Raw genomic sequence first — 18,407 nt, forward strand, 5'->3', positions numbered from 1 at the left:
TATCCCTCCGACAGCTACGCCAGCCGCCTCTCGTCGGCGGCGATGTGGGAACTCCTCATGAAACCGCTCGGTGATGCAGAACGGATTGATTGTCCGACACTTGACGCGATTATTTCGCATGCGACCAGCGAATGGCCAGATTCGTGGGCTCCGCCTGTAGGCCCCTAAGGCAACAGGGAAGCTATAACAACATCAGACCAAGGTTGTTGTCGCCCGCCACCAGATCGGTCAGCGCTCGTGGTTGTCTTGGTGGATTTGCTTGGTCCGGGATCTCTGCGGCCAACAACGCCTGCGGGTCCGAGTTGGCCAAATCGTCGTCGCAACTGCTCTCAAGGAGGCAGATGAATGTCGTGCCTTCACTTGCTTGTCCCATCGCTACGTTGATGTCGTCGTGAATCCCAACCACTTCAGTTGATTCTGGGTCCAAGTTTGGAACGGGAGGAAGTGGAACAACAAGCATCCAATTGATGCTGTTCGTGAGATCCCAATGTGGCTCGGTCATATCGCCGGTTACAATGCCGAGCCACATCCTCAAGCGAACTTCTCCTGAAGCCACGCGCCCGCGGTTTCCGAGCACAAAGCCTTGTGCTGGGTCAACCATCCACGCACGTTCCCCGGTCCAGTCGAGAGACACGGGCGCGTAGCTGCCTGGCCCGTAGTGCAAGGTGCCACCGAGCACGTCGTCTTCCTCTGGTCTGCCGTCCCGCAGATAGACATCAACGGGTGCAGCGCGGCCCGGGCCGTTTGTTGTTTGCTTGACCTCTTCAACAAACATGCCTTGCGCTTCAAAGGACCACCGCACGACTTTATGCGATATCCCGCCCGACCACGTATCCCCGGCTGTCAGCGCGGGTGTGGTGTCGAGTGTACCCGGTGCCGGTGCTGGAATGCCGACGGCTGTGTTCATTAACAGGCTCGCGTCTTCCATCGCTAGCTCGAGCATCTCCGCTTTCGACGGGGATTGCGCAAAGGATGCTATCGCACGGACCAGAAGGAAGAGCGTCATAAAGGAAGCACGATAGCGGATGTAGCGGTCTGGTTTGCCGTCCTGAACCGTGTCGCCCCCAAGTGCGAGATATAGCCGGAAGACAGTAGAGGACAGAATCTGTTCGCTCAGATACCCTTTAAGGGTATCGCAGCTGGTTGGAGGTGCGGCAATCACTGAGCGATTGAGGGCTCCATACCACGCCCAACCCAGTAGCGGGGACCGGTCATGTCTTCGTGTTGTGAAAACAAAGGGGTATGTGATTCCCCGGAACTGTGGGCCGAGACCGTCTGACGGACCACCCAGCCGAGAAAAGGGATCATACCAAACCGCCGCCAGCGCATCTCCCGCACTGTGCGCGAAATCGAATTCCAGTTTGCCGAGACGCGCGGCAATCAGATAGTGCCCCATTTCGTGCAGCATCCAGCGCCCACTGGATGCAATTCCAAGTGGCTCAAGTGGCAGAAATCGTTTGTCCGGATGTGTCGACCCTGTGGCGGCGGGGTTCTCTGGCCGTGCCCAACGGTTAAGATTGGCCAATGCCAGCCGGATTTGTACTTTTGGCTGAACACCTTGTGAGGCCTCAGCACAATCGAATGCAACCTGTGCATTGACCGTTTTGCCGTCCCGCCCTGGGCCCGGAAAAATTCCGTATCGATAGAAAATCTCGACCTTCTTTTGTGCGCGCACCGCGTAAAGAGCCGGCGGCAACCCGACTGCTTCCATGAAGTGAAAGAAATCGAGGCTGTGGCAATAGGTCATGATCGCAGAAAAGTCGTTGCGGCGTGGCGCAGGGTCCTCTCCGCCTGGAAGCGGGACAGTTTTCACGCCGGGGCCGTCCTCTTTGTCTGCAATCACGTAGTCCGGGCAGCGGCGGACTTCAAAACCGTCATCTTCCAGCTCCATTTCCACTTCAGGCCCGATGTCGCGGGCGACACGGTACGCCTCAAGGACCTTGTCTTCGCGCGAGGGACGTCTCAGCGTGTACTTGTAAAGCTGACCATCTGCCTCAATCCAACCTGGCGGTGTTTTTACGAAAACCTCCGCGGCCCCCGGGTCCGCGCCATGAGAAACCAGCGGGCCGACCTCGGTAGATATGGGTGTGTCTTCAGGTTTCAGAGGCAACGAAAGCTCAAAATCGGAAACGATCTGATAGCTTTGAGGAATTGGATAGCCCGGTCGCACATTGTATTGCGTTGAGTTCTGAGGGGCGGAATTGGCTTTCGAAGACAAGGCAAATCGAAATACCTGGGTCTCGCTTGTCCCGACTGGAACTGCTGGTATGAGAAGTTGTTCCGCGTTCATTGTATTTTCGTCAACAAACGCATCTTTGGCACTTAATGCCGTGAGTTCACCCAAGATCGACTGAAATGAGCCTACATCGCTACGAGCCAGAAGTGCCTGAATGTATGCTTCTTCGTCAGGGTCACCATTCATCAAAAGTTCGCTGGCGCTGATATAGCCTTCAGCAGGACGCTCGACCGTGACAGAGCGGACAGTTACGCGGAAACCGCCATCGTAGGACGTCACCGACATGGGAACGCGCACTCCGAATGAGTAAGACGCCACCTTGTCCACAACGGAATAGGTTTCTGCGGCTGTCATGATCACTGTGGCTGGCAGCTCGCCGTTTTCTTGCCGCGACAGGTTCCACGACGCAAGTGTCGGCGGATTGGCACCGACTGCTGAGCCAATGGCAGGCCAGATGTCGAGCCAGCTAATGAGACCGGGCTGGGGCGTGGGGGGCACAGGACCAAGCGCATCATGCCAGCTCGTCGGCATCAACGGAGTTACAACTGGTTTTTCTTCCGTAGGGTCAGATGACTTCCAGTCAGAGTCCAGCAGATCGCGAATTGCTTCGACGTATCGAGCTGCGACGGTTTTCAGCGCAGCTTCCAAGTCGTCTTCACCTGTTATAATCGCAATGTATGGCACATTTTTGTGCGCGATCAGTCGCGACGGATGACCTGATCCCGGATACCCATCTTCTTCGCGTAGCCAGTTTGGAGGCCAAAAATCCTTTTGATACTCGTCGGGCGGCCATTTGAGAGATGTAATCGTCAATGTGGGTATCCTGTCGGCATCGGCAAAAAAGCGGCGTTTAAATTGTAAAAAGGTTAACACAAGAATTGCGTTCTGAACACTGGAACGGGGGCAAGACGAGGAAGCAACAGCCGAGACACCCGCCGTGAACGTCGGCTTGGTCCGCAAAGCCGACGTTCATGCTTGGCGCAGCGGGCGACCGCTCTGAGCCCAAAGTTACCAGGTGCTGCAGTCCGCGCTAAGGACGGCAATGCGCAGAGACCCGACCCATGATCTCACGCCGGCCTCATCAGTTGTATCGACCGGTGCGATCTGCACTCCGCCGTCGATTTCGTCTGCCGCCGCATGCAACTTGGCAGCGCTTCGGCTGGCGATGGTGATCTTTGCCCCGAGGGCGGTGGCCATCTCTGCCGTTGCCTTCCCCATACCACTGCTACCGCCGACAATGACAATATGCTTGCCTTTCAGGGCGGTCTCGAAAACCGTACTCATTGCTATTGCTCCTCTTTTTTTGTTGGATTGATCAGTCGATGCTCAGCACCAGTTTGCCGGTGGTTTCACCGGCTTCCAGACGACGGTGTGCCTCGGCGGCTTGAGCGATGGGCAAAGCGGCGACTTGCGGACGCAGAACGCCCGTCTCAAGCAAATCAAACACTATGGCCATATCCGCGCTAAACTGATCGGGTCGGTTACCAAAATATGTGTATATGTCGCTGACTCGGATCGAGATGGATTTCTGGAAGTGCTTCGCCAAGTCTTCGGCAAAACTGCCTGCTGGCAGACCGGCAAGGAACCCGAACAGAACTGCAGTGCCCATAGGTGCCAGCATTTCGAGATCTGATTTCAGAGACTCGCCCGAGATTGGGTTCAGCGTCAGATCCACGCCGCATCCATTGGTGATTTCCATCACCCGTGCGGTTACATCCTCGGTGCGATAATCGATGACATGATCGGCACCTTGATCTTTGGCATACCTAACCTTGTCGGTGCTGGTCGAAGCGATCACGGTCATGCCCAGATGCTTTGCGATGTGCAGTGCCATGGTCCCTACGCCCCCGGCTGCCGCGTGAACCAGCACGGATTTGCCCACCGCAGCGCCGCCCAGATTGACCAGCATGTGATGCGCGGTCGTCCCGTTGACGGGGATTGCGGCCGCGGTTTCGAATTCCACGGTATCGGCCAGCCGGGTGACATAGGGCGCAGCGATCACCGAATGGGTACCGTATCCACCGGCTCCAATCGGCCCCATCCACGCCACGCGGTCCCCAACAGAGAAGCCTTCGACCCCCGCACCCAGCGCCTCGACAACTCCGGCTCCTTCAACTCCGGGTATATGAGGCAGATCGGGCATCATCCCCTCAGGCATCTCACCGCGACGGATGATCGTGTCGATAAAGTTGACCGCTCCGGCTTTGTTGCGGATCAGGATTTCCCCGGCGCCGGGGGTCGGCGTCGCCCTTTTGGTTTTGCATAAATCGTCCGGTTTGCCGGTCTGGGTGATTTCAATGGCGAAAGGCATGAGCTGTCTCCTTCTGTCGCGCAGAAGGTAGAAGTCACGGCATCGAATGATAATAGTTGATATTGAGAGATATAATCCCAAAAATAGGATAATGATCTATAACGACCTTGCCCTGTTTACTGTCGTCGCCAACCATCTCAGCTTTTCCAAGGCTGCGGACCGTTTGGGCATACCGCTCAGCCGGGTCAGCAGAAGGATTGCAGAGTTGGAAGACCACCTGGGCACCAAACTGTTCGAGCGGACAACCCGCCAGGTTCGCCTGACGGAGGAGGGCCGTCGCGTTCTGGACCGATGCCAGAACCCGATTGAGGCGCTGCAAGGTGTTGCGGGATTTACCGACGATACCAGGCGCCAGAGCATCCGCATCACGGCACCACCGTTGGCCGCGCGCACGACCATTGGCCCTCGGCTGTTGGATTTTGCGGAACAGAATCCGGATGTGGCGCTGGAGATGACAACGACCAACATCATGCTGGACTTCTTTCGCGACAATATCGACCTGGCCTTTAGGGTCGGCCCGCTGACGGATTCCAGCCTTGTCGCGAAACGGCTTTGGTCGGTACCCTACTGCTTTTGCGCAGGAAAGGGCTTCATTCAGAAGTGCTGGTTGGATGGACCGATATCCAGGTTGGACTTCCTAACCTTGCCCGCCCTGACAGCTGGTCAGCCGTGGGTGCTTGAGAGCGGGGAGACACTACACCCTAAACATACCGCGCACAGTTTAACCGACCTTGATGTCATTGCGCAGGCGGCCCGTCGAAACCTGGGTGTCGCCATGCTGCCTTTGGATATGATGGACGGTGATTTGCAACGGCTGCAGGTCACAGACGCTACACCGATGACGCGGGACATGTTCGCCGTCTATCCCAGTCGCCGCCTTTTGCCCACGCGGGTCAGGAAGCTGATTGATTTCATGACACCCGGCTAAACTTACCAATCAATTGCGACGCCATCGCGAAAGAACCCTCCGGTCGGGCCGCCTTTCGGCAAGGTCGCTGCCCAGACAACGCCCTTGGCGCCCTCGGAAATCGGACGTCCCCCGCCGCCCATATCCGTGGCAACCCAGCCGGGACACACGGCATTGACGAGAATACCCTGAGGTTTCAACGCGGCAGCGGTCTTGAGGGTGAGCGCGTTCAAAGCCGCTTTGGACACGCCATAGCCGGGTGTGCCGGCGGACATGCTGGTCAGCGACCCCGCGCCAGATGAGACGTTGACGATCCGGGCATCCGTGCCTCGTTGTAACAGTGGCACCGCCGCGATTGTGGTATCCCAAGGGCCAAAGAGGTTCGTATCAAACGCCCGGCGCACCCGATCCAGATCGGCGAGGTGGACCTGTTGGTCGGTGTCGTAATCCAAGCCCGCGTTGTTCACCAAAACATCAAGGCGACCAAAGGCGGCTTCAATCTGCTCGAAAGCCGCAGCGACTGAGATGGGATCGGAGACGTCCAAACGCAACGCTTCCGCCCCATTTCCGATCTCATCCGCAGCAGCCTGCCCTTTGACCAGATCGCGCGCACCCATCAAAACCTTCATCCCGTGGTCTCGGGCCAATTGCCGGGATACTTCTTTACCAACACCGCGATTGGCTCCGGTCACGAGTGCGATGCGCTGACTGGTCATGGTTCCTTCCTTCAATTCGCCTCGGCCGCGCGCTGGCCGGCAAGAGCCACTAGCCCACGGTCACCAGATTCCCAGATTCCCGTCATGGTCATCGATGTGACAACCCAGCGGCCGTCTGATTTCGCAAGCTCATAGTCGTAGCGGCCACCCAGCACCCACAGGTCGTCATCAAGACGATGGGTTGCTGTGAAATCAGCCTGTGCCGTGGCGGATGTGTCGGACAGAGAGGTGATCGTATGATTGGTCACCATATGGTGCGTCGCGTCGAAACCGGGCAAGAAAGCGGACCAACCCGCCACAAGCTCATATGCGGGTTGTGTAACCGGTCCTCCGCCCCAGAGGCTGGTGTAATCCGTCGTGACGGTATCGGCAAACGCGCCGCGCACACGGGTCCAGTCGTGGCGGTCAGCGCCTGCTGCGATGTCGGTAATGGCGGTCGAGATATCGGCTTGCTGCTCGGCAAACGCTGCGGTTCCGATCATCGAGACGGCTGCAAGGGTCGATGTGAGTTTTCTACGCATGAGGATGCTCCGAATAGTTGAGGGTGGACGCCGATCGATTACTCGGCGTCCGGACAGTGCTTAGTTGCTCGAACCGGCGCGGAAGTGGTCAGCGACGGTATCTGCCGCACGGGTGACATCCTCGGGGTTGTCGTAGAAATCGAACTGCGTGACATCCTCCAGCCATTGCGCGGTCGCATCGCCTGCGAAACCGGCAAGAAATGTCTGTACGCCTTGTGGGATCGCCGCGCTTTCCGAGTGCACAATGGCCAGTGGCTTATCCAATCGCTGCGGATTGTCGGCGGGATGATAGGTCAGCCAGCCCTCCCAGCCCGCATTGTTCCACTTGTCGTCATATTCCGGGATCGCGCCGCGGTCGGCCTCATAGTAGTATCCGCCGATCGGCATCAGCACGCCCTCGGCACCCTCGGGGCCTGCCGCCGGAATGATCTGGCCACCAGCGGCCTCGGCGGCGTGGGACACCTCAATCAGCCCGGCGACACCTTCTGCACCGCCATAGACTGCCTCGACAATCTCTTCATTCTGCAACCATGGTGCAACCAAGCCCAGCGCCTGAATCAGCGGGTTGCCGGAAACCGCATCCACCATGTACCCGGCCGAAGCGCAGATCCCCAGACCGTTGATGTGATCGGCGTCCACTTCGGGTAGCGTCGCGACGAATGCGATGGCTGCTTTAATATCCGATGTCTTCGCCTCTGGGCTTTCGACGAAGCGCACGTTGTTCGGCAGATCACCCGATTTGCCCCAGCCGCGGAAATCAAAGGTGAAGGCAGCAAAGCCGCGCTCGGCCATCTCGCGGGCATAGTTCGCAGGCATCTGTTCCTGAACCGAGGTCCAGGCCCCGGTTACGACGACTGTGGGCAGCGGTTCAGATCCGCGCTCTTCCGGCAGGTACAGCGTGCCGGACAGGGTAGCGCCTTCGTTCTCGAACGTGACCGTGCGGGTTTCTACCTGAGCAACGGCGGCTGTTGATGCCATCAGCGCTGCGGCAGTAGTCAGAGTGAGTGTGTTCATAGCGGTATCTCCCAAAATCTGTCTGGATGGGCTCAAGCCCGATGACATATGAGATACGCCGCCGGTGGCAGGGAAACTTGCACCGGACTGCCGCGTTTTTGAAAGATTCTGCTTTATACAGCATTCGCCGCACGGAACGCGCGCGGGGTCTGCCCTACCACCTGTTTGAAACTGCGCGTGAAATGCGCCTGATCCGAAAACCCACAGGCCAAAGCGATATCCCCCAGTGGGCGCGCGGGGTCTTCGATCATCTTCATAGCCTGTTCGACCCGGTAGGCCATGACATATTGCATGGGGGTCGAGCCCAGCGTTTCCTTGAAAACCCGCGCGAAATGCGAAGGGCTCATGCCCGCCTCAGACGCCAATTGATCGACGGTGATCGTCTGATCCAAACGGTCCTGCACATAGGACAGCACCCGTTGATAGTGCTGCGAGGTAAAGCGCGAGGACAGCTCAACCTCTTCGGCGCGGCGTTTGCCGTATTTCTGCAGCAGTTTGACCAAAAAAACCCGGCTCATGGCTTCGAACATCACCGCCGAGGACATGTCGTCGGTCGCAAGCGCGTCGCGCAGGATGACGCCCGCAGCACATAGGTCAGGATCAGAAAACTGCGGTTGGTCGTGAAACTGCTCCGGAGCCAGCAGCATACCAAGTTCAGACTGCGCAAAGTGCTGAACCTTGTCCGGATGCAGGGTAATCACAATCACATCGGACTGTCCGTACCACCGCCACCCCGACCGCATACCTGCCGGGGTCACGATGACCTCGTCCTTGCAAAAGGTGAAATCCCGCAGCGTGCCATCCCGCCAGTTTTGCACGCGATGCCCCTTTTCCTGCAGGTTCAGAAGGACGTGGTGTTCTGCAAACACCTCCTCTGGCATCCGATCAGGTTCGGCCCGAAAATAACGCACTGACATCAAACCAGCCGCCGAAGGGCGCTGCATCGCATCGCTGTTCAGCAAAGGTTCTGACGGGTAGATATCAGCGTATCTTAGGGGCAAAAAGCGGCTCCGGCTTGCAATACTCGATATGTGAGGTCTGAGCGTGCAGGGTCAAACAGGTTGCTGGTGCTTTATGTGGTCGATGAATAACCTCAAGGGCATCATAGATTTATACTCGCGCGGGAAATACATGAAAATTCCTGGGGTGGGGGCCAAATGGTCATCCAGAACCGGCTGCAACTCTCCTGCTGCGATCTGCGTGTCGACATAGGCCTTGAAGGTATAGGCCAGTCCCAGTCCTCGCTTGGCCAGATCGACAGAAGCTGGAAGAGCGTTCGCGATCAGATTGCCTTGCACATCGACAGAGTACTCCCCTTCGCTCGATTGAAAACTCCATGGCGCAATCTGACCTGAAGACTGAAATCTATAGCGGATGCAGTTGTGCCCAAGCAAATCACGCGGCGTTTCCGGGATACCCTGTGCCGCAAAGTAGTCCGGGCTGGCGACAACGGTCACCGGAAGCGGCGGCGTCAACCGCACCGCCACCATGTCTTGCGCCACACGATCCCCCAGACGGAATCCAGCATGCAACTCCTCGCCGAGTATGTCTGACAGCGCATCGGTCAGCGACAGTTCCAGTTCGATTTCTGAATATGCGCCGCAAAAACTCTTGAGCGCCGGACCAACATACAGGTGGTAGGCGAATTCCGGCATCGCCAGTTTCAACGTGCCCCGCGCGGCGTGACCGGTGCTTCGGGCACTTTCGACTGCTTCGGACAATTGGTCGAAGGCAGGGCCTGCGCCACGGATCAGGGCCCGTCCGGATTCTGTTAAGCTGATTGAGCGGGTCGTCCGGACAAAAAGCGCGGTGCCCAGCTGTTCTTCCAGCGCTTTCAGCTGATGGCTGACGGTCGACGGTTTGATGCCCAGCACCTCTGCCGCAGCACGCAACGACCCATGGCGCGCGATGGCGGTAAAGATCTCAAGGGTGGAAAGTGGCAGGCGCATCGTGTCCCCGAATTACTCCATTATTAGACTGTATACATGAAAGAGGTGAATGAAGAGTGAATTATCACGTGCGACCGGAGTTATTATCTTTGTGTCATCGCAGCCCAGAAGGCTGTCACCAAGTATTCAGGAGGACACAAGATGAACAGTCTGACCAAAGTTGCTGCCCTCACCGCTGCTTTGATCGCAGGAGATACCGCCATGGCCGCATCCTCCGAAGACAATATCAAAGTCGTACAGGACTTCTTTGCCGCCTATGGCACCAGTGATCTGGACGGCATCGCAGCCGTGATGGACGAAAACGTCAAATGGCACATCCCGGGCCGCCACCCCTTGTCCGGAACTAAGATTGGTCGTGATGAGGTGCTGGCCTTCTTCGAACAACTGGGCAAAGCCGGATTTCAGGCTGAACCCATCTATTTCGGAGCGGACGAGACCCATGTGGTTGATATCCACCGTGGCTGGTCGAACGCAGACGGCAAACCGAATGTCGATACCACATGGGCCCTCGTCTATCGGATTGAGAATGGCAAGATCGTCGAAGCAACCAACTTGTCCGCCGATCAGGACGCGGCAAACACGTTTTTCTGGTCCCAATACTCGCTGGCTCCGGTCCCTGAGCGACTGGCCAAATAAACGATTAACAGGTGTTTCAAGTGCCCGATTACCCCGAAATCCGCAGTTTCATCGCAGACTGGTTTGCCCGGTTTGACAAGCTGGATCCGATCGGAGAATTCCTGCCTGATCTCCACCCAGACGTGCACTGGGACATGCCTGACGTCGACACCACACTCAGCGGGCATGACCGCGTGCGGGCCTGGTATCGTGGCGTGCTTGAGACTTTGCAGCGCCCAACCGAGCATCACGTTAGCAAGGTTGCAATCAAGCCCGGTGTCGCACATTTCGAAGTTCTGTTTCGTGCCACGACCGTTTCAGGAGACCACATTGAAGCCCGCGTTCAGGAACACTGGCGCTTCGAAACCCGCACAGATGGCCGCCAGCTGATCACTCATTATTCCGCTAAGTTCCTGCAAGAGGCAGACACATGAAAACTCTCGTACTCACCGCTCACCCGGACCTGGGCAAATCGCGCATCAACCGCGCCTGGTTTGACGCACTTTCAGAGGCCGCCGACGTGACAACCCGCGATCTGGCCGCCATTGGCCGCGGCGATATGCGTTTTGACGTCGAAGCCGAACAGGCCCTCTTGCTGGCCCATGACCGGATCGTGTTCCAGTTTCCATTCTACTGGTATTCAGCACCCCCGGTGATGAAAGCTTGGATGGATCAGGTGCTGAACTATCGCTTTGCCTATGGGCCGGGCGGCGACCAACTAAAAGGTCGTGAGTTCCTCATCCTTGTCTCGACCGGAGGTCCCGAGCACAGCTATCACGCAGGCGGATACAACAACTTTACGATGGCCGAGTTTCTGAAACCGTTCCAACAGACAGCGAACCTGGCCGGAATGACGTATCTAAGGCCGTTCGTGGCTCATGGCATGGCTGTGGCCACTCAGGAGCAGATTGACGCGAACGTCCCCCATATGTTGGCGTATTTGAGCGACCCCGAACTGGACCCCAAGGTGAGACAGGCCCGTTTGCTCAAACAATTGGAAGGCGACCCCTCACTGGCAGCGGCAGTAAGCTGAGGCCGACCTATCCTGCGCCCGGCATAAAAGCACAGGTTTTTCCAGCCGGCGCGGGTTTTCTAACTACCAATGACGGGTAAACTATCAGCGCGGAACAAGAGTGTGAGAGCCCAGTGACCGAGATTGATCGCCTGAACCACTGGTTGATTTCCGATGGTCGCCTGCTGGGCGACGAGAGGCTCATCGTCAAAGGGTATTGCGAAGGATTGACCGCGCTTGGCGTACCTTTGGCCCGCGCAAGGATTGCACAGAATTACTCTAACCCTTTGCTCAGCGCGTGGGGGATCATCTGGACACCCGAGGAAACCCGCCGTTACACCGTACCGACCACGGTTTTGTCGACCAGTGCGTGGCAAGGCAGTCCGTTCGAATATGTCGTCACCCAGCGGCGCCCATTGCGCAAGCGTCTGACCGATCTCAATGTCCAGGCAGAACATCCGGTCTATGCCGAGCTGGCCGAAGCAGGCGCCACCGATTTTCTGGCCATCCCGCTAGAACATGGAAACGGCTCGGTTCAGGGCACCAGTTTTACCTCTAACGCAGATGCTGGATTTTCGGACTCGCATATCCGATACATCGAAGACACGCGATACGCACTTGCCGCTGCTTTGGAACCCATTGCGATACGCCAGTCGCAAAAGAGCCTTCTTCAAACCTATCTGGGGCACGGCCCCGCAGAAGAAATCGATCAGGGGCACATAAAGCGCAACGAACACAGAACAGTTTCTGCCGCAATCCTGTTTGCGGATCTGCGCGGTTTCACTGAGAAAGCTTCATCCTGGTCCGAAAGCGACTTGCTTTGCATGATGGGTGAGTATTTCGAGATGGCGGTGTCACCCATCCAGGACAATGGGGGTGATGTTCTTAAATTCATGGGGGATGGCATACTCGCTATTTTCAACGTTGATGACGATGCGGCAGCCTCGTGCAGATCTGCGGTACAGGCGGCAGAACAAGCCCTGGCCAATCTGCGCGACTACAACGATGCAGCAGTCGAAAAGAAAAAAGAGCCAATCAAATTCGTAGTCGGCATTGATTTCGGTCGCGTCACCTTTGGCAACATCGGCAGTCCGGACCGTTTGGATTTCACGGTCGTCGGTCAGGCTGTGAACGTGGCTAGTCGGGTTCAGGACCTGTGTAAGAAACTGGACGAAAAGATATTGGTGGCACAGAGCGTCGCCGAGCACATGAAGCGAAAAATCCAGTCAGCCGGCTATCATTCTGTTCGCGGCTTGCCTGAGGAAATCGAGGTGTTTAAGACCCGAGAGAAACGCTCCTGAAATCAACTAGTCGGCGAACTCAATTGTTATTTTCGTACCGATCGCAAGAATATATCTTTTCGCCGGGAAGGTAGCTATTTCTGCACTTTGATACCAGTCGGCGAAAGGTAGGAAAGAGCACAGGTTGGCCACGTGCCTCTGGATTTGGTTGAAATACCAATTTCTGTTTTGGGTGAAGTTAAACCACTGAATCGGGTCAATAGAGAATGACCGCAGCCTACCCTTGGTGTGATTTCGCTGATGGTGCTGACTCCAAGGCAGACGTAGAGGGGAACGGCAGCTTCGTTCCCCGGTGTTGGCCTACTTCAACTTCCTCATGATGCGCTTAATGAGAATGCTCGCAACGTCGGTGATACTGGAATGCAGCGACTTCAATCAATGTCTGCTTTGAGGAAGCTTCAACGCAGCGGATACGGTTAGGATGAAAAACCACAATCGGTTGGTTTTTCGACGTTGAAGCTTGCGGCCCGACTGTCTGGTTCGTCCGCAAAAGGGTCATTCTCGGTGCAGTGCATTAATGACGACTCTGCGGACAAACTTGCCGTTCGTTTCCTGAGCCACGAGGCCCGCTTTGGAATGAATACGGCCCCTCGGCAGCGTCTAGCGAAACAACGCTCCATATACCACTCTTTCCGGTCTCAAGAACGGCACTTCCCCTGGCTATTCAGTCTCTTACCGGCAACCATATCAGTTTCGATATGTTGGCTATATTGGCAGACCTATGGAGCCTCACAATGGTGGCGGAACTGAGCCTCCCGGAACAGATTTCCAGTTCGTTGAGTGCAATCCTAGCCAAGACCGGGATAAAACCACTTACACCTGTTTCCGCAGTTTATCTGTCTTTGAATATTGGTTGAGTTGTCTTGGACGGTTTGCGATTGGTGCCAAATTAGTATTCGAAACCAAGGGTGGGCCAACCTCCGCGTGTTGGAAACGCTAATGCGGCGCTGGGTCGTGCGGAAATTGGCAGATTAGGACGTTGCTTGAAGATCTGTATTTCGGCAGTGAAGCTCAAAGCGCTCAAATGAACCCTGTCGCTTCTTCGGACATATCCCACAGTTTTGTCATGACTGTCTTTTCATTAGCGTAGGAATGCATCATGCCTGCGCAAGTGCCCCAACGAAGTCCAATATTCCGGTAGGACCATATAGCGCTCGCGCTCGTGATCTATTTTGTCGTCGGCTTCATTCTGATCGATACGTCTCAGGTTTCGTTAGAGCTTATTCACGCAATCACGACCGCGCTGGATGATGCGTTCCGGCTGTTCTGGTCATTATACTGGCCGTCATGAAACAACCTCCAATCTCGTCGCTGTTTGCTGGACTGTTGCGGGCGGCTCCATGGCCATTTTTTTCAGGCGGCCGGACTGCTTGAAGCGTTCACTTTCGGCAAGAACGGCTATTTTATCAATGCCGGGTTTCCTGAGATTGACCTCCTTTTGAACCGCAGCGGCATTCAGTCGATGATGTGGACAATCTCATTGGTGCTGTTGGCCCTGGGTTTCGGCAGAGCGCTTGAACGCGTGAGTTGCCTTAAAGCCATCATCAAAGTGGTCCTTTCAAAGGAAAAGACCTTCGCCGGTGTTCCGACCTCGGCGGTCCTGAGATCCGTTGCCACCAATACCGTTACGGGTGATCCATATTTGTCAATCGCACTGCCGGGGCGAATGTATGCGCCGGTCTGTCGCGCCATGGGCTGTTCCCCGTTGAACTTGTAACGTGGCCTTGAGGAAGGTGGACATTGGTTTCTCCGCTGATCCCTTTGAATGCGGGCGGTGCGTTCGTTAGCGCGGCGCTTGGCTTGGGTATCGCAGACAGCAATTTAGTAAACCTGCTGTATATTCCGCTCGCATTTGCTTGCTTGCTGGCCGTCGCCAGTCATTGGTATCATTTACGCCATGACGGGCTCTTCTGACCCAGAGCGAGCAACGATGGGATACGGTCCTGGGAGGAAAGCGGTGAACCTGTTGCGCAGATGAGCACCTGACCGTCCTGCACCAAAACTCAATGCGTATTGGTGCCTTCCATCCGTCCTGATCCAAGCTGGGAGCAGCGAAAATGAACCCAAGAAACTTTGTCCCAAAGGGCGCCGCCAGCTATCGTATAGAGTATGATGGGTCGGCCAGAGAAATCTATTTCCTGCTGCTGCCAAAGCTGACCATGCTGGCCTTTAGCGCTGCGGTGGAACCCCTGAGGATCGCCAATCAGGTTACAAACAAGGAACTGTATAGGTGGTTTCTGATCACGGAGGACGGAAGACCGGTTTCTTGTTCGAACGGGATAGAGATTACGCCGGACTCTGCGTTGCACAATTTACCGAGATCCTCGCGACTGCTTGTTTGTTCAGGAATTGAACCGGCGGAAAGTACGAACCCGAAAGTCCTGTCGTGGATCAGGCGTCAGAGAACCTTTGGGTGTAATTTGGGTGGTATTTGCACAGGAGCTTTTGCCCTTGCAAAGGCCGGAGTTCTCACAGGCAGACGGTTCACATTGCATTGGGAGAACCATCCTGCATTTGTCGAACATTTTAATGATTTGGAACCGTCGGCAAACCTGTACGAGATCGACGATGAGCTTATGACATGTGGTGGTGGCAATGCCGCTACCGACATGATGCTGGACATGATCGAATCCGATTTTGGAAACGAACTGGCGGTCATCGTGTCAGACATGTGCATCCACTTTCGGTCCAACAATAGTAAAACGCTTCAGAAATCAGCCTTCTCGGTGGCATTGGGCAGTCGCAACCAGCACCTGATCAACGCCATGCAGATCATGCAGGCAAACCTGGAAGATCCGTTGGATGTCTCTGAAATAGCCGAAGCCGTGCAGATATCTCGTCGCCAGCTTGAGCGTCTTTTCCAAAAATATGTCGAAACTTCACCTGTTCAGTTTTACATCGAACTGCGCGTTTCGCGGGCTTACGCATTGCTCAGCGAAACTGAGATGACGGTTGCCGAAATCGCGGCCGCGACAGGTTTTGGCAGCGCGACACAGCTTACGGTGCGGTTCAAAAAACGCTACGGCGAGGCGCCAACGTCATTCAGAAGGGGGTGGTCGCACAGGCGTGCATGATTGGCGTCTGGCCGGGGTTTGAATTCTTGGCTTCTGGATTTTGACACAGATTCGGTACGGCCAGCCAGGGTCCGCTTTGGGTCCGCGCATTGAAACAACGGACGCATAGCCTTGGTTTACAGTGTTTAAAGTCGATCAGTGAGGCATTGTTGAACAGCCCCGGCCTCAGCTTGGTTCACCGGCCAGCTCCTGGGCGAAGGGCTGGACATCCCCGATATGTGCTTTGACCCAATCTGGATCGTAATACGTATCCAGATACCGATCTCCGCTGTCGCACAGCAGGGTGACGATCGAGCCGTTCCGGCCGGCGTCCATCATCTCGTTTGCAATCTGCAACGCACCCCAAAGGTTGGTTCCCGTCGACGCGCCGGCGCGTCGTCCGATCCGCTTTTCCAGCCAGAGCATCGTGGCGACACTTGCTGCGTCCGGCACTTTGATCATGCGGTCGATGATATCTGATTGAAATGAGCGCTCGACTTTGGGTCGACCAATGCCCTCGATCCGGCTGGAGGTTTCAGACGTCAGGCTTCGGTCTCCCGTCAGGTAGCTGTCGTAGAACACAGAGTTCTCCGGATCGACGACGGTCAGGGCGGTATCATACCCTTTATAGCGAATGAAACGACCAAGCGTGGCCGACGTCCCGCCGGTGCCCGCGCTCATCACCAGCATCGCAGGCACTGGATGAGGTTCACATTCCATCTGACGGTAGATGCTTTCCGCTATGTTGTTGTTGCCGCGCCAATCGGTGGCCCGTTCTGCATAAGTGAACTGATCCATGAAGTAGCCGCCAATGGAGTTGGCAAGTTCAACCGATGCGCCGTGCATTTCCGGTGCAGAGTCTACGAAATGCGTTTGGCCCCCAAAAAACTCGATCATTCTGATCTTGCTATGCGCGGTGCTTCTCGGGATTACAGCGATGAAGGGAACGCCGATCATACGCGCGAAGTAGGCCTCGGACACCGCCGTGCTGCCGGATGACGCCTCGACGATCGTTGTGCCTTCTTTGATTTTGCCGTTGCACAAGGCGTAGAGGAACAGGGATCGGGCCAGCCGATGTTTGAGACTGCCCGTCGGATGTGTGCTTTCGTCCTTCAGGTAGATATCCACGCCTTCCAGATGCGGAACCGGCAGTTTGAACAGGTGTGTATCCGCCGACCTGTGTGCATCTGCATTGATCTTTGCGATAGCGTCCGCGACCCAACTGTTCATTTCACCCTCATGTCCGCAGTTTTATCCTGTCCAATTATGCGTCTGCCCATTTGCAGATGGCAAATGGGCAGGATCCGACGCGTCATGTTATCCGCAGCACGCACCCGATTTGGTTTGTGTTGGTTCGCAAGGGACTTCGTTCGGATTGGCCCCACGTCCCAGCCATGTCCGTTCGGCCAGATAGAAGTCAGAAAACCTCTGGTGAAAGTCTTCAGGCACAGATTTCGAAGGAACTCCGCTAGTCAAAAGCGCTTGCTGCCAGGCCTTTACTTTCGGGAAATCCGAGAGCATGTCGTAACCGCTGTGCTCCTCAACAATTGCCGCGCGATGCAGCAGAGGGAGCCAGGCGATATCCACGTTCCCAATCGTGTCGCCCGAGAAATACTGTCTTTGACCCAACTGGCGCTCGGCCTTTTCGAAGGATTTTCTGAGTTTCGCCATGCGTTCGTCCAAAACCTCTTTGTTGGCGCTTTGCATCGTGCTGCATTGAACCAGATAATGTTTGGTTGCCTGATAGCTCCAGGCCCGATTGGTCGCGCGCTGCTCGGGCGTCAAGTTCTCCTGGAGTGGTGGCGTGATCTCGTCGATGTACTCGACGATTGCATCGGACTCGAACAATGACTGGCCGTTTTCGGTGATCAATACAGGAACCTGGCCGGTGGGTGAGATATCGAGAAACCACGCGGGCTTGTTTTTCAGGTCAATGTACTCAATATCATAGGGAACCTGCTTCGCTACGAGCATCGCGGTGACGCGCTGAACGAACGGGCAGATCTTGAAACTGACGATCTTGATCATGGGTGAAGTCCTTTCTGGTTGATCCGACCTGTAAGACGACCAGCGATGCAAAAAGACGAATCTATTGGGAAAAAACCTTCCAACAAGTTGATCTTGAGGGATATGTTTTGGCAGTGATGGGGTGGCCGCGAATGGCGCAAGCGAAACCAGATATCGAACGTGTTTGGTCGGAATACCGGGCCAGCCTGTTTGCCTTCCTTCGCTCAAAAGTATCGAACGAGGCAGATGCAGAGGATTTGCTTCAAGTGATCCTGCTGAAAGCGCACCAGGGCATGAGCGGTCCAAATGAGGTCAAAAGCCTGAAAGCGTGGCTGTTTCAGATTGCGAGCAACACGATCACGGACTTTTATCGAAGCAGAGGTCGGCAAAGGACTGTTCATCCGGATGACCTTTGGTACGGCGATCTGGATGAAAATGACCAGCATGTGCTGGAGAATTGTGTTGCACCATTCATAGATGCTCTGCCGCCTGAAATGGGCGAGCTGCTGCGCAGGATAGACTTGCAGGGCGTATCGCAAAAAGATCAAGCGGCCGAACTCGGTGTTTGCTACTCAACATTGAAGTCCCAGGTGCAGGCCACCCGTCGTCAACTGCGCAAACTTTTCGAGAATTGCTGTGATTTCTCTCTGGATCAAAAGGGCAACATTGTTGGCTATGAACGCAAAGTGGGAAACTGTGGCCCGTGTTGAACCATCACCGCGAAGCGTCCTTGAAGAGGAATAAGTGCACGAAATGCTGCGCATA

Annotated in this window: 20 protein-coding genes; 10 read left to right on the forward strand and 10 right to left on the reverse strand. The window is 55.8% G+C overall.

Going from position 1 to position 18,407, the window contains the following annotated elements; genetic code table 11:
- Positions 1–181: 181 nt before the first annotated feature.
- From ACR0MI_RS19955 to ACR0MI_RS19965, 3 genes are all read right to left on the reverse strand, one after another.
- Positions 182–3,109, reverse strand: coding sequence for a hypothetical protein (locus ACR0MI_RS19955; RefSeq protein ID WP_480855391.1), 2,928 nt, complete (start codon positions 3,107–3,109; stop codon positions 182–184).
- 135 nt (positions 3,110–3,244) lie between these two features.
- A complete protein-coding gene (locus tag ACR0MI_RS19960) occupies positions 3,245–3,520 on the reverse strand; it encodes an SDR family NAD(P)-dependent oxidoreductase (protein WP_170613869.1) in 276 nt (91 codons plus the stop codon).
- Positions 3,521–3,551: 31 nt separating this feature from the next.
- Positions 3,552–4,547: a zinc-binding dehydrogenase gene (locus tag ACR0MI_RS19965; protein ID WP_170816917.1), complete on the reverse strand. Its 996-nt coding sequence runs from the start codon at positions 4,545–4,547 to the stop codon at positions 3,552–3,554.
- Between the two features lie 91 nt (positions 4,548–4,638).
- On the opposite strand from ACR0MI_RS19965, the gene ACR0MI_RS19970 reads away from it, so the two are divergent.
- The gene (locus ACR0MI_RS19970) at positions 4,639–5,475 is read left to right on the forward strand and encodes a LysR family transcriptional regulator (protein WP_170613871.1); all 837 of its coding nucleotides are present in this window, start codon (positions 4,639–4,641) and stop codon (positions 5,473–5,475) included.
- A 2-nt stretch (positions 5,476–5,477) separates the two neighbouring features.
- Here ACR0MI_RS19970 and ACR0MI_RS19975 read toward each other — a convergent pair whose 3' ends face one another.
- The 5 genes from ACR0MI_RS19975 to ACR0MI_RS19995 all read right to left on the reverse strand — a co-directional run bounded on the left by ACR0MI_RS19975 (position 5,478) and on the right by ACR0MI_RS19995 (position 9,654).
- Complete coding sequence (locus tag ACR0MI_RS19975; protein ID WP_170613872.1) at positions 5,478–6,170, reverse strand: SDR family oxidoreductase; 693 nt, start codon at positions 6,168–6,170, stop codon at positions 5,478–5,480.
- Between the two features lie 11 nt (positions 6,171–6,181).
- Positions 6,182–6,691 carry a nuclear transport factor 2 family protein gene (locus ACR0MI_RS19980; protein ID WP_170816918.1) on the reverse strand — a complete coding sequence of 170 codons (510 nt, stop codon included), beginning with the start codon at positions 6,689–6,691 and terminating at the stop codon, positions 6,182–6,184.
- 60 nt (positions 6,692–6,751) lie between these two features.
- The gene (locus ACR0MI_RS19985; protein WP_170816919.1) at positions 6,752–7,705 is read right to left on the reverse strand and encodes an alpha/beta hydrolase; all 954 of its coding nucleotides are present in this window, start codon (positions 7,703–7,705) and stop codon (positions 6,752–6,754) included.
- A 113-nt stretch (positions 7,706–7,818) separates the two neighbouring features.
- Positions 7,819–8,706: a helix-turn-helix domain-containing protein gene (locus ACR0MI_RS19990; RefSeq protein WP_170613875.1), complete on the reverse strand. Its 888-nt coding sequence runs from the start codon at positions 8,704–8,706 to the stop codon at positions 7,819–7,821.
- A gap of 51 nt (positions 8,707–8,757) precedes the next feature.
- A complete protein-coding gene (locus tag ACR0MI_RS19995; protein WP_170613876.1) occupies positions 8,758–9,654 on the reverse strand; it encodes a LysR family transcriptional regulator in 897 nt (298 codons plus the stop codon).
- Between the two features lie 141 nt (positions 9,655–9,795).
- On the opposite strand from ACR0MI_RS19995, the gene ACR0MI_RS20000 reads away from it, so the two are divergent.
- The 8 genes from ACR0MI_RS20000 to ACR0MI_RS20035 all read left to right on the forward strand — a co-directional run bounded on the left by ACR0MI_RS20000 (position 9,796) and on the right by ACR0MI_RS20035 (position 15,656).
- Positions 9,796–10,290: a nuclear transport factor 2 family protein gene (locus ACR0MI_RS20000; RefSeq protein WP_480855397.1), complete on the forward strand. Its 495-nt coding sequence runs from the start codon at positions 9,796–9,798 to the stop codon at positions 10,288–10,290.
- 20 nt (positions 10,291–10,310) lie between these two features.
- The gene (locus ACR0MI_RS20005; protein WP_170816921.1) at positions 10,311–10,703 is read left to right on the forward strand and encodes a nuclear transport factor 2 family protein; all 393 of its coding nucleotides are present in this window, start codon (positions 10,311–10,313) and stop codon (positions 10,701–10,703) included.
- Positions 10,700–11,302, forward strand: coding sequence for an NAD(P)H-dependent oxidoreductase (locus ACR0MI_RS20010; RefSeq protein WP_170613878.1), 603 nt, complete (start codon positions 10,700–10,702; stop codon positions 11,300–11,302). Before ACR0MI_RS20005 ends, ACR0MI_RS20010 begins: the two co-directional genes overlap by 4 nt.
- A gap of 113 nt (positions 11,303–11,415) precedes the next feature.
- Positions 11,416–12,582 (forward strand): adenylate/guanylate cyclase domain-containing protein, encoded by a 1,167-nt coding sequence (locus ACR0MI_RS20015; protein ID WP_170613879.1) that lies wholly within the window; start codon positions 11,416–11,418, stop codon positions 12,580–12,582.
- A 1,162-nt stretch (positions 12,583–13,744) separates the two neighbouring features.
- Complete coding sequence (locus tag ACR0MI_RS20020) at positions 13,745–13,873, forward strand: hypothetical protein (RefSeq protein ID WP_480492280.1); 129 nt, start codon at positions 13,745–13,747, stop codon at positions 13,871–13,873.
- Between the two features lie 174 nt (positions 13,874–14,047).
- Positions 14,048–14,299 carry a Na+/H+ antiporter NhaC family protein gene (locus ACR0MI_RS20025; protein ID WP_480442045.1) on the forward strand — a complete coding sequence of 84 codons (252 nt, stop codon included), beginning with the start codon at positions 14,048–14,050 and terminating at the stop codon, positions 14,297–14,299.
- Between the two features lie 23 nt (positions 14,300–14,322).
- Positions 14,323–14,496: a hypothetical protein gene (locus ACR0MI_RS20030; RefSeq protein ID WP_480442011.1), complete on the forward strand. Its 174-nt coding sequence runs from the start codon at positions 14,323–14,325 to the stop codon at positions 14,494–14,496.
- A 143-nt stretch (positions 14,497–14,639) separates the two neighbouring features.
- Positions 14,640–15,656, forward strand: coding sequence for a GlxA family transcriptional regulator (locus ACR0MI_RS20035; RefSeq protein WP_170613880.1), 1,017 nt, complete (start codon positions 14,640–14,642; stop codon positions 15,654–15,656).
- A gap of 165 nt (positions 15,657–15,821) precedes the next feature.
- Here the strand turns inward: ACR0MI_RS20035 and ACR0MI_RS20040 are convergent, their stop codons facing one another.
- Together ACR0MI_RS20040 and ACR0MI_RS20045 are read right to left on the reverse strand one after the other, a co-directional pair.
- Positions 15,822–16,865, reverse strand: a complete 1,044-nt coding sequence (locus tag ACR0MI_RS20040) for a PLP-dependent cysteine synthase family protein (RefSeq protein ID WP_170613881.1) — start codon at positions 16,863–16,865, stop codon at positions 15,822–15,824.
- 87 nt (positions 16,866–16,952) lie between these two features.
- Positions 16,953–17,663, reverse strand: a complete 711-nt coding sequence (locus tag ACR0MI_RS20045) for a glutathione S-transferase family protein (protein ID WP_170613882.1) — start codon at positions 17,661–17,663, stop codon at positions 16,953–16,955.
- Positions 17,664–17,665: 2 nt separating this feature from the next.
- Between ACR0MI_RS20045 and sigZ the strand changes: the two genes are divergently transcribed.
- Entirely contained in the window at positions 17,666–18,352 is a 687-nt protein-coding gene (sigZ, locus tag ACR0MI_RS20050) for an RNA polymerase sigma factor SigZ (RefSeq protein WP_480442013.1), read from the forward strand.
- Positions 18,353–18,407: the final 55 nt, after the last annotated feature.

The organism is Ruegeria sp. D4 (assembly GCF_056534475.1).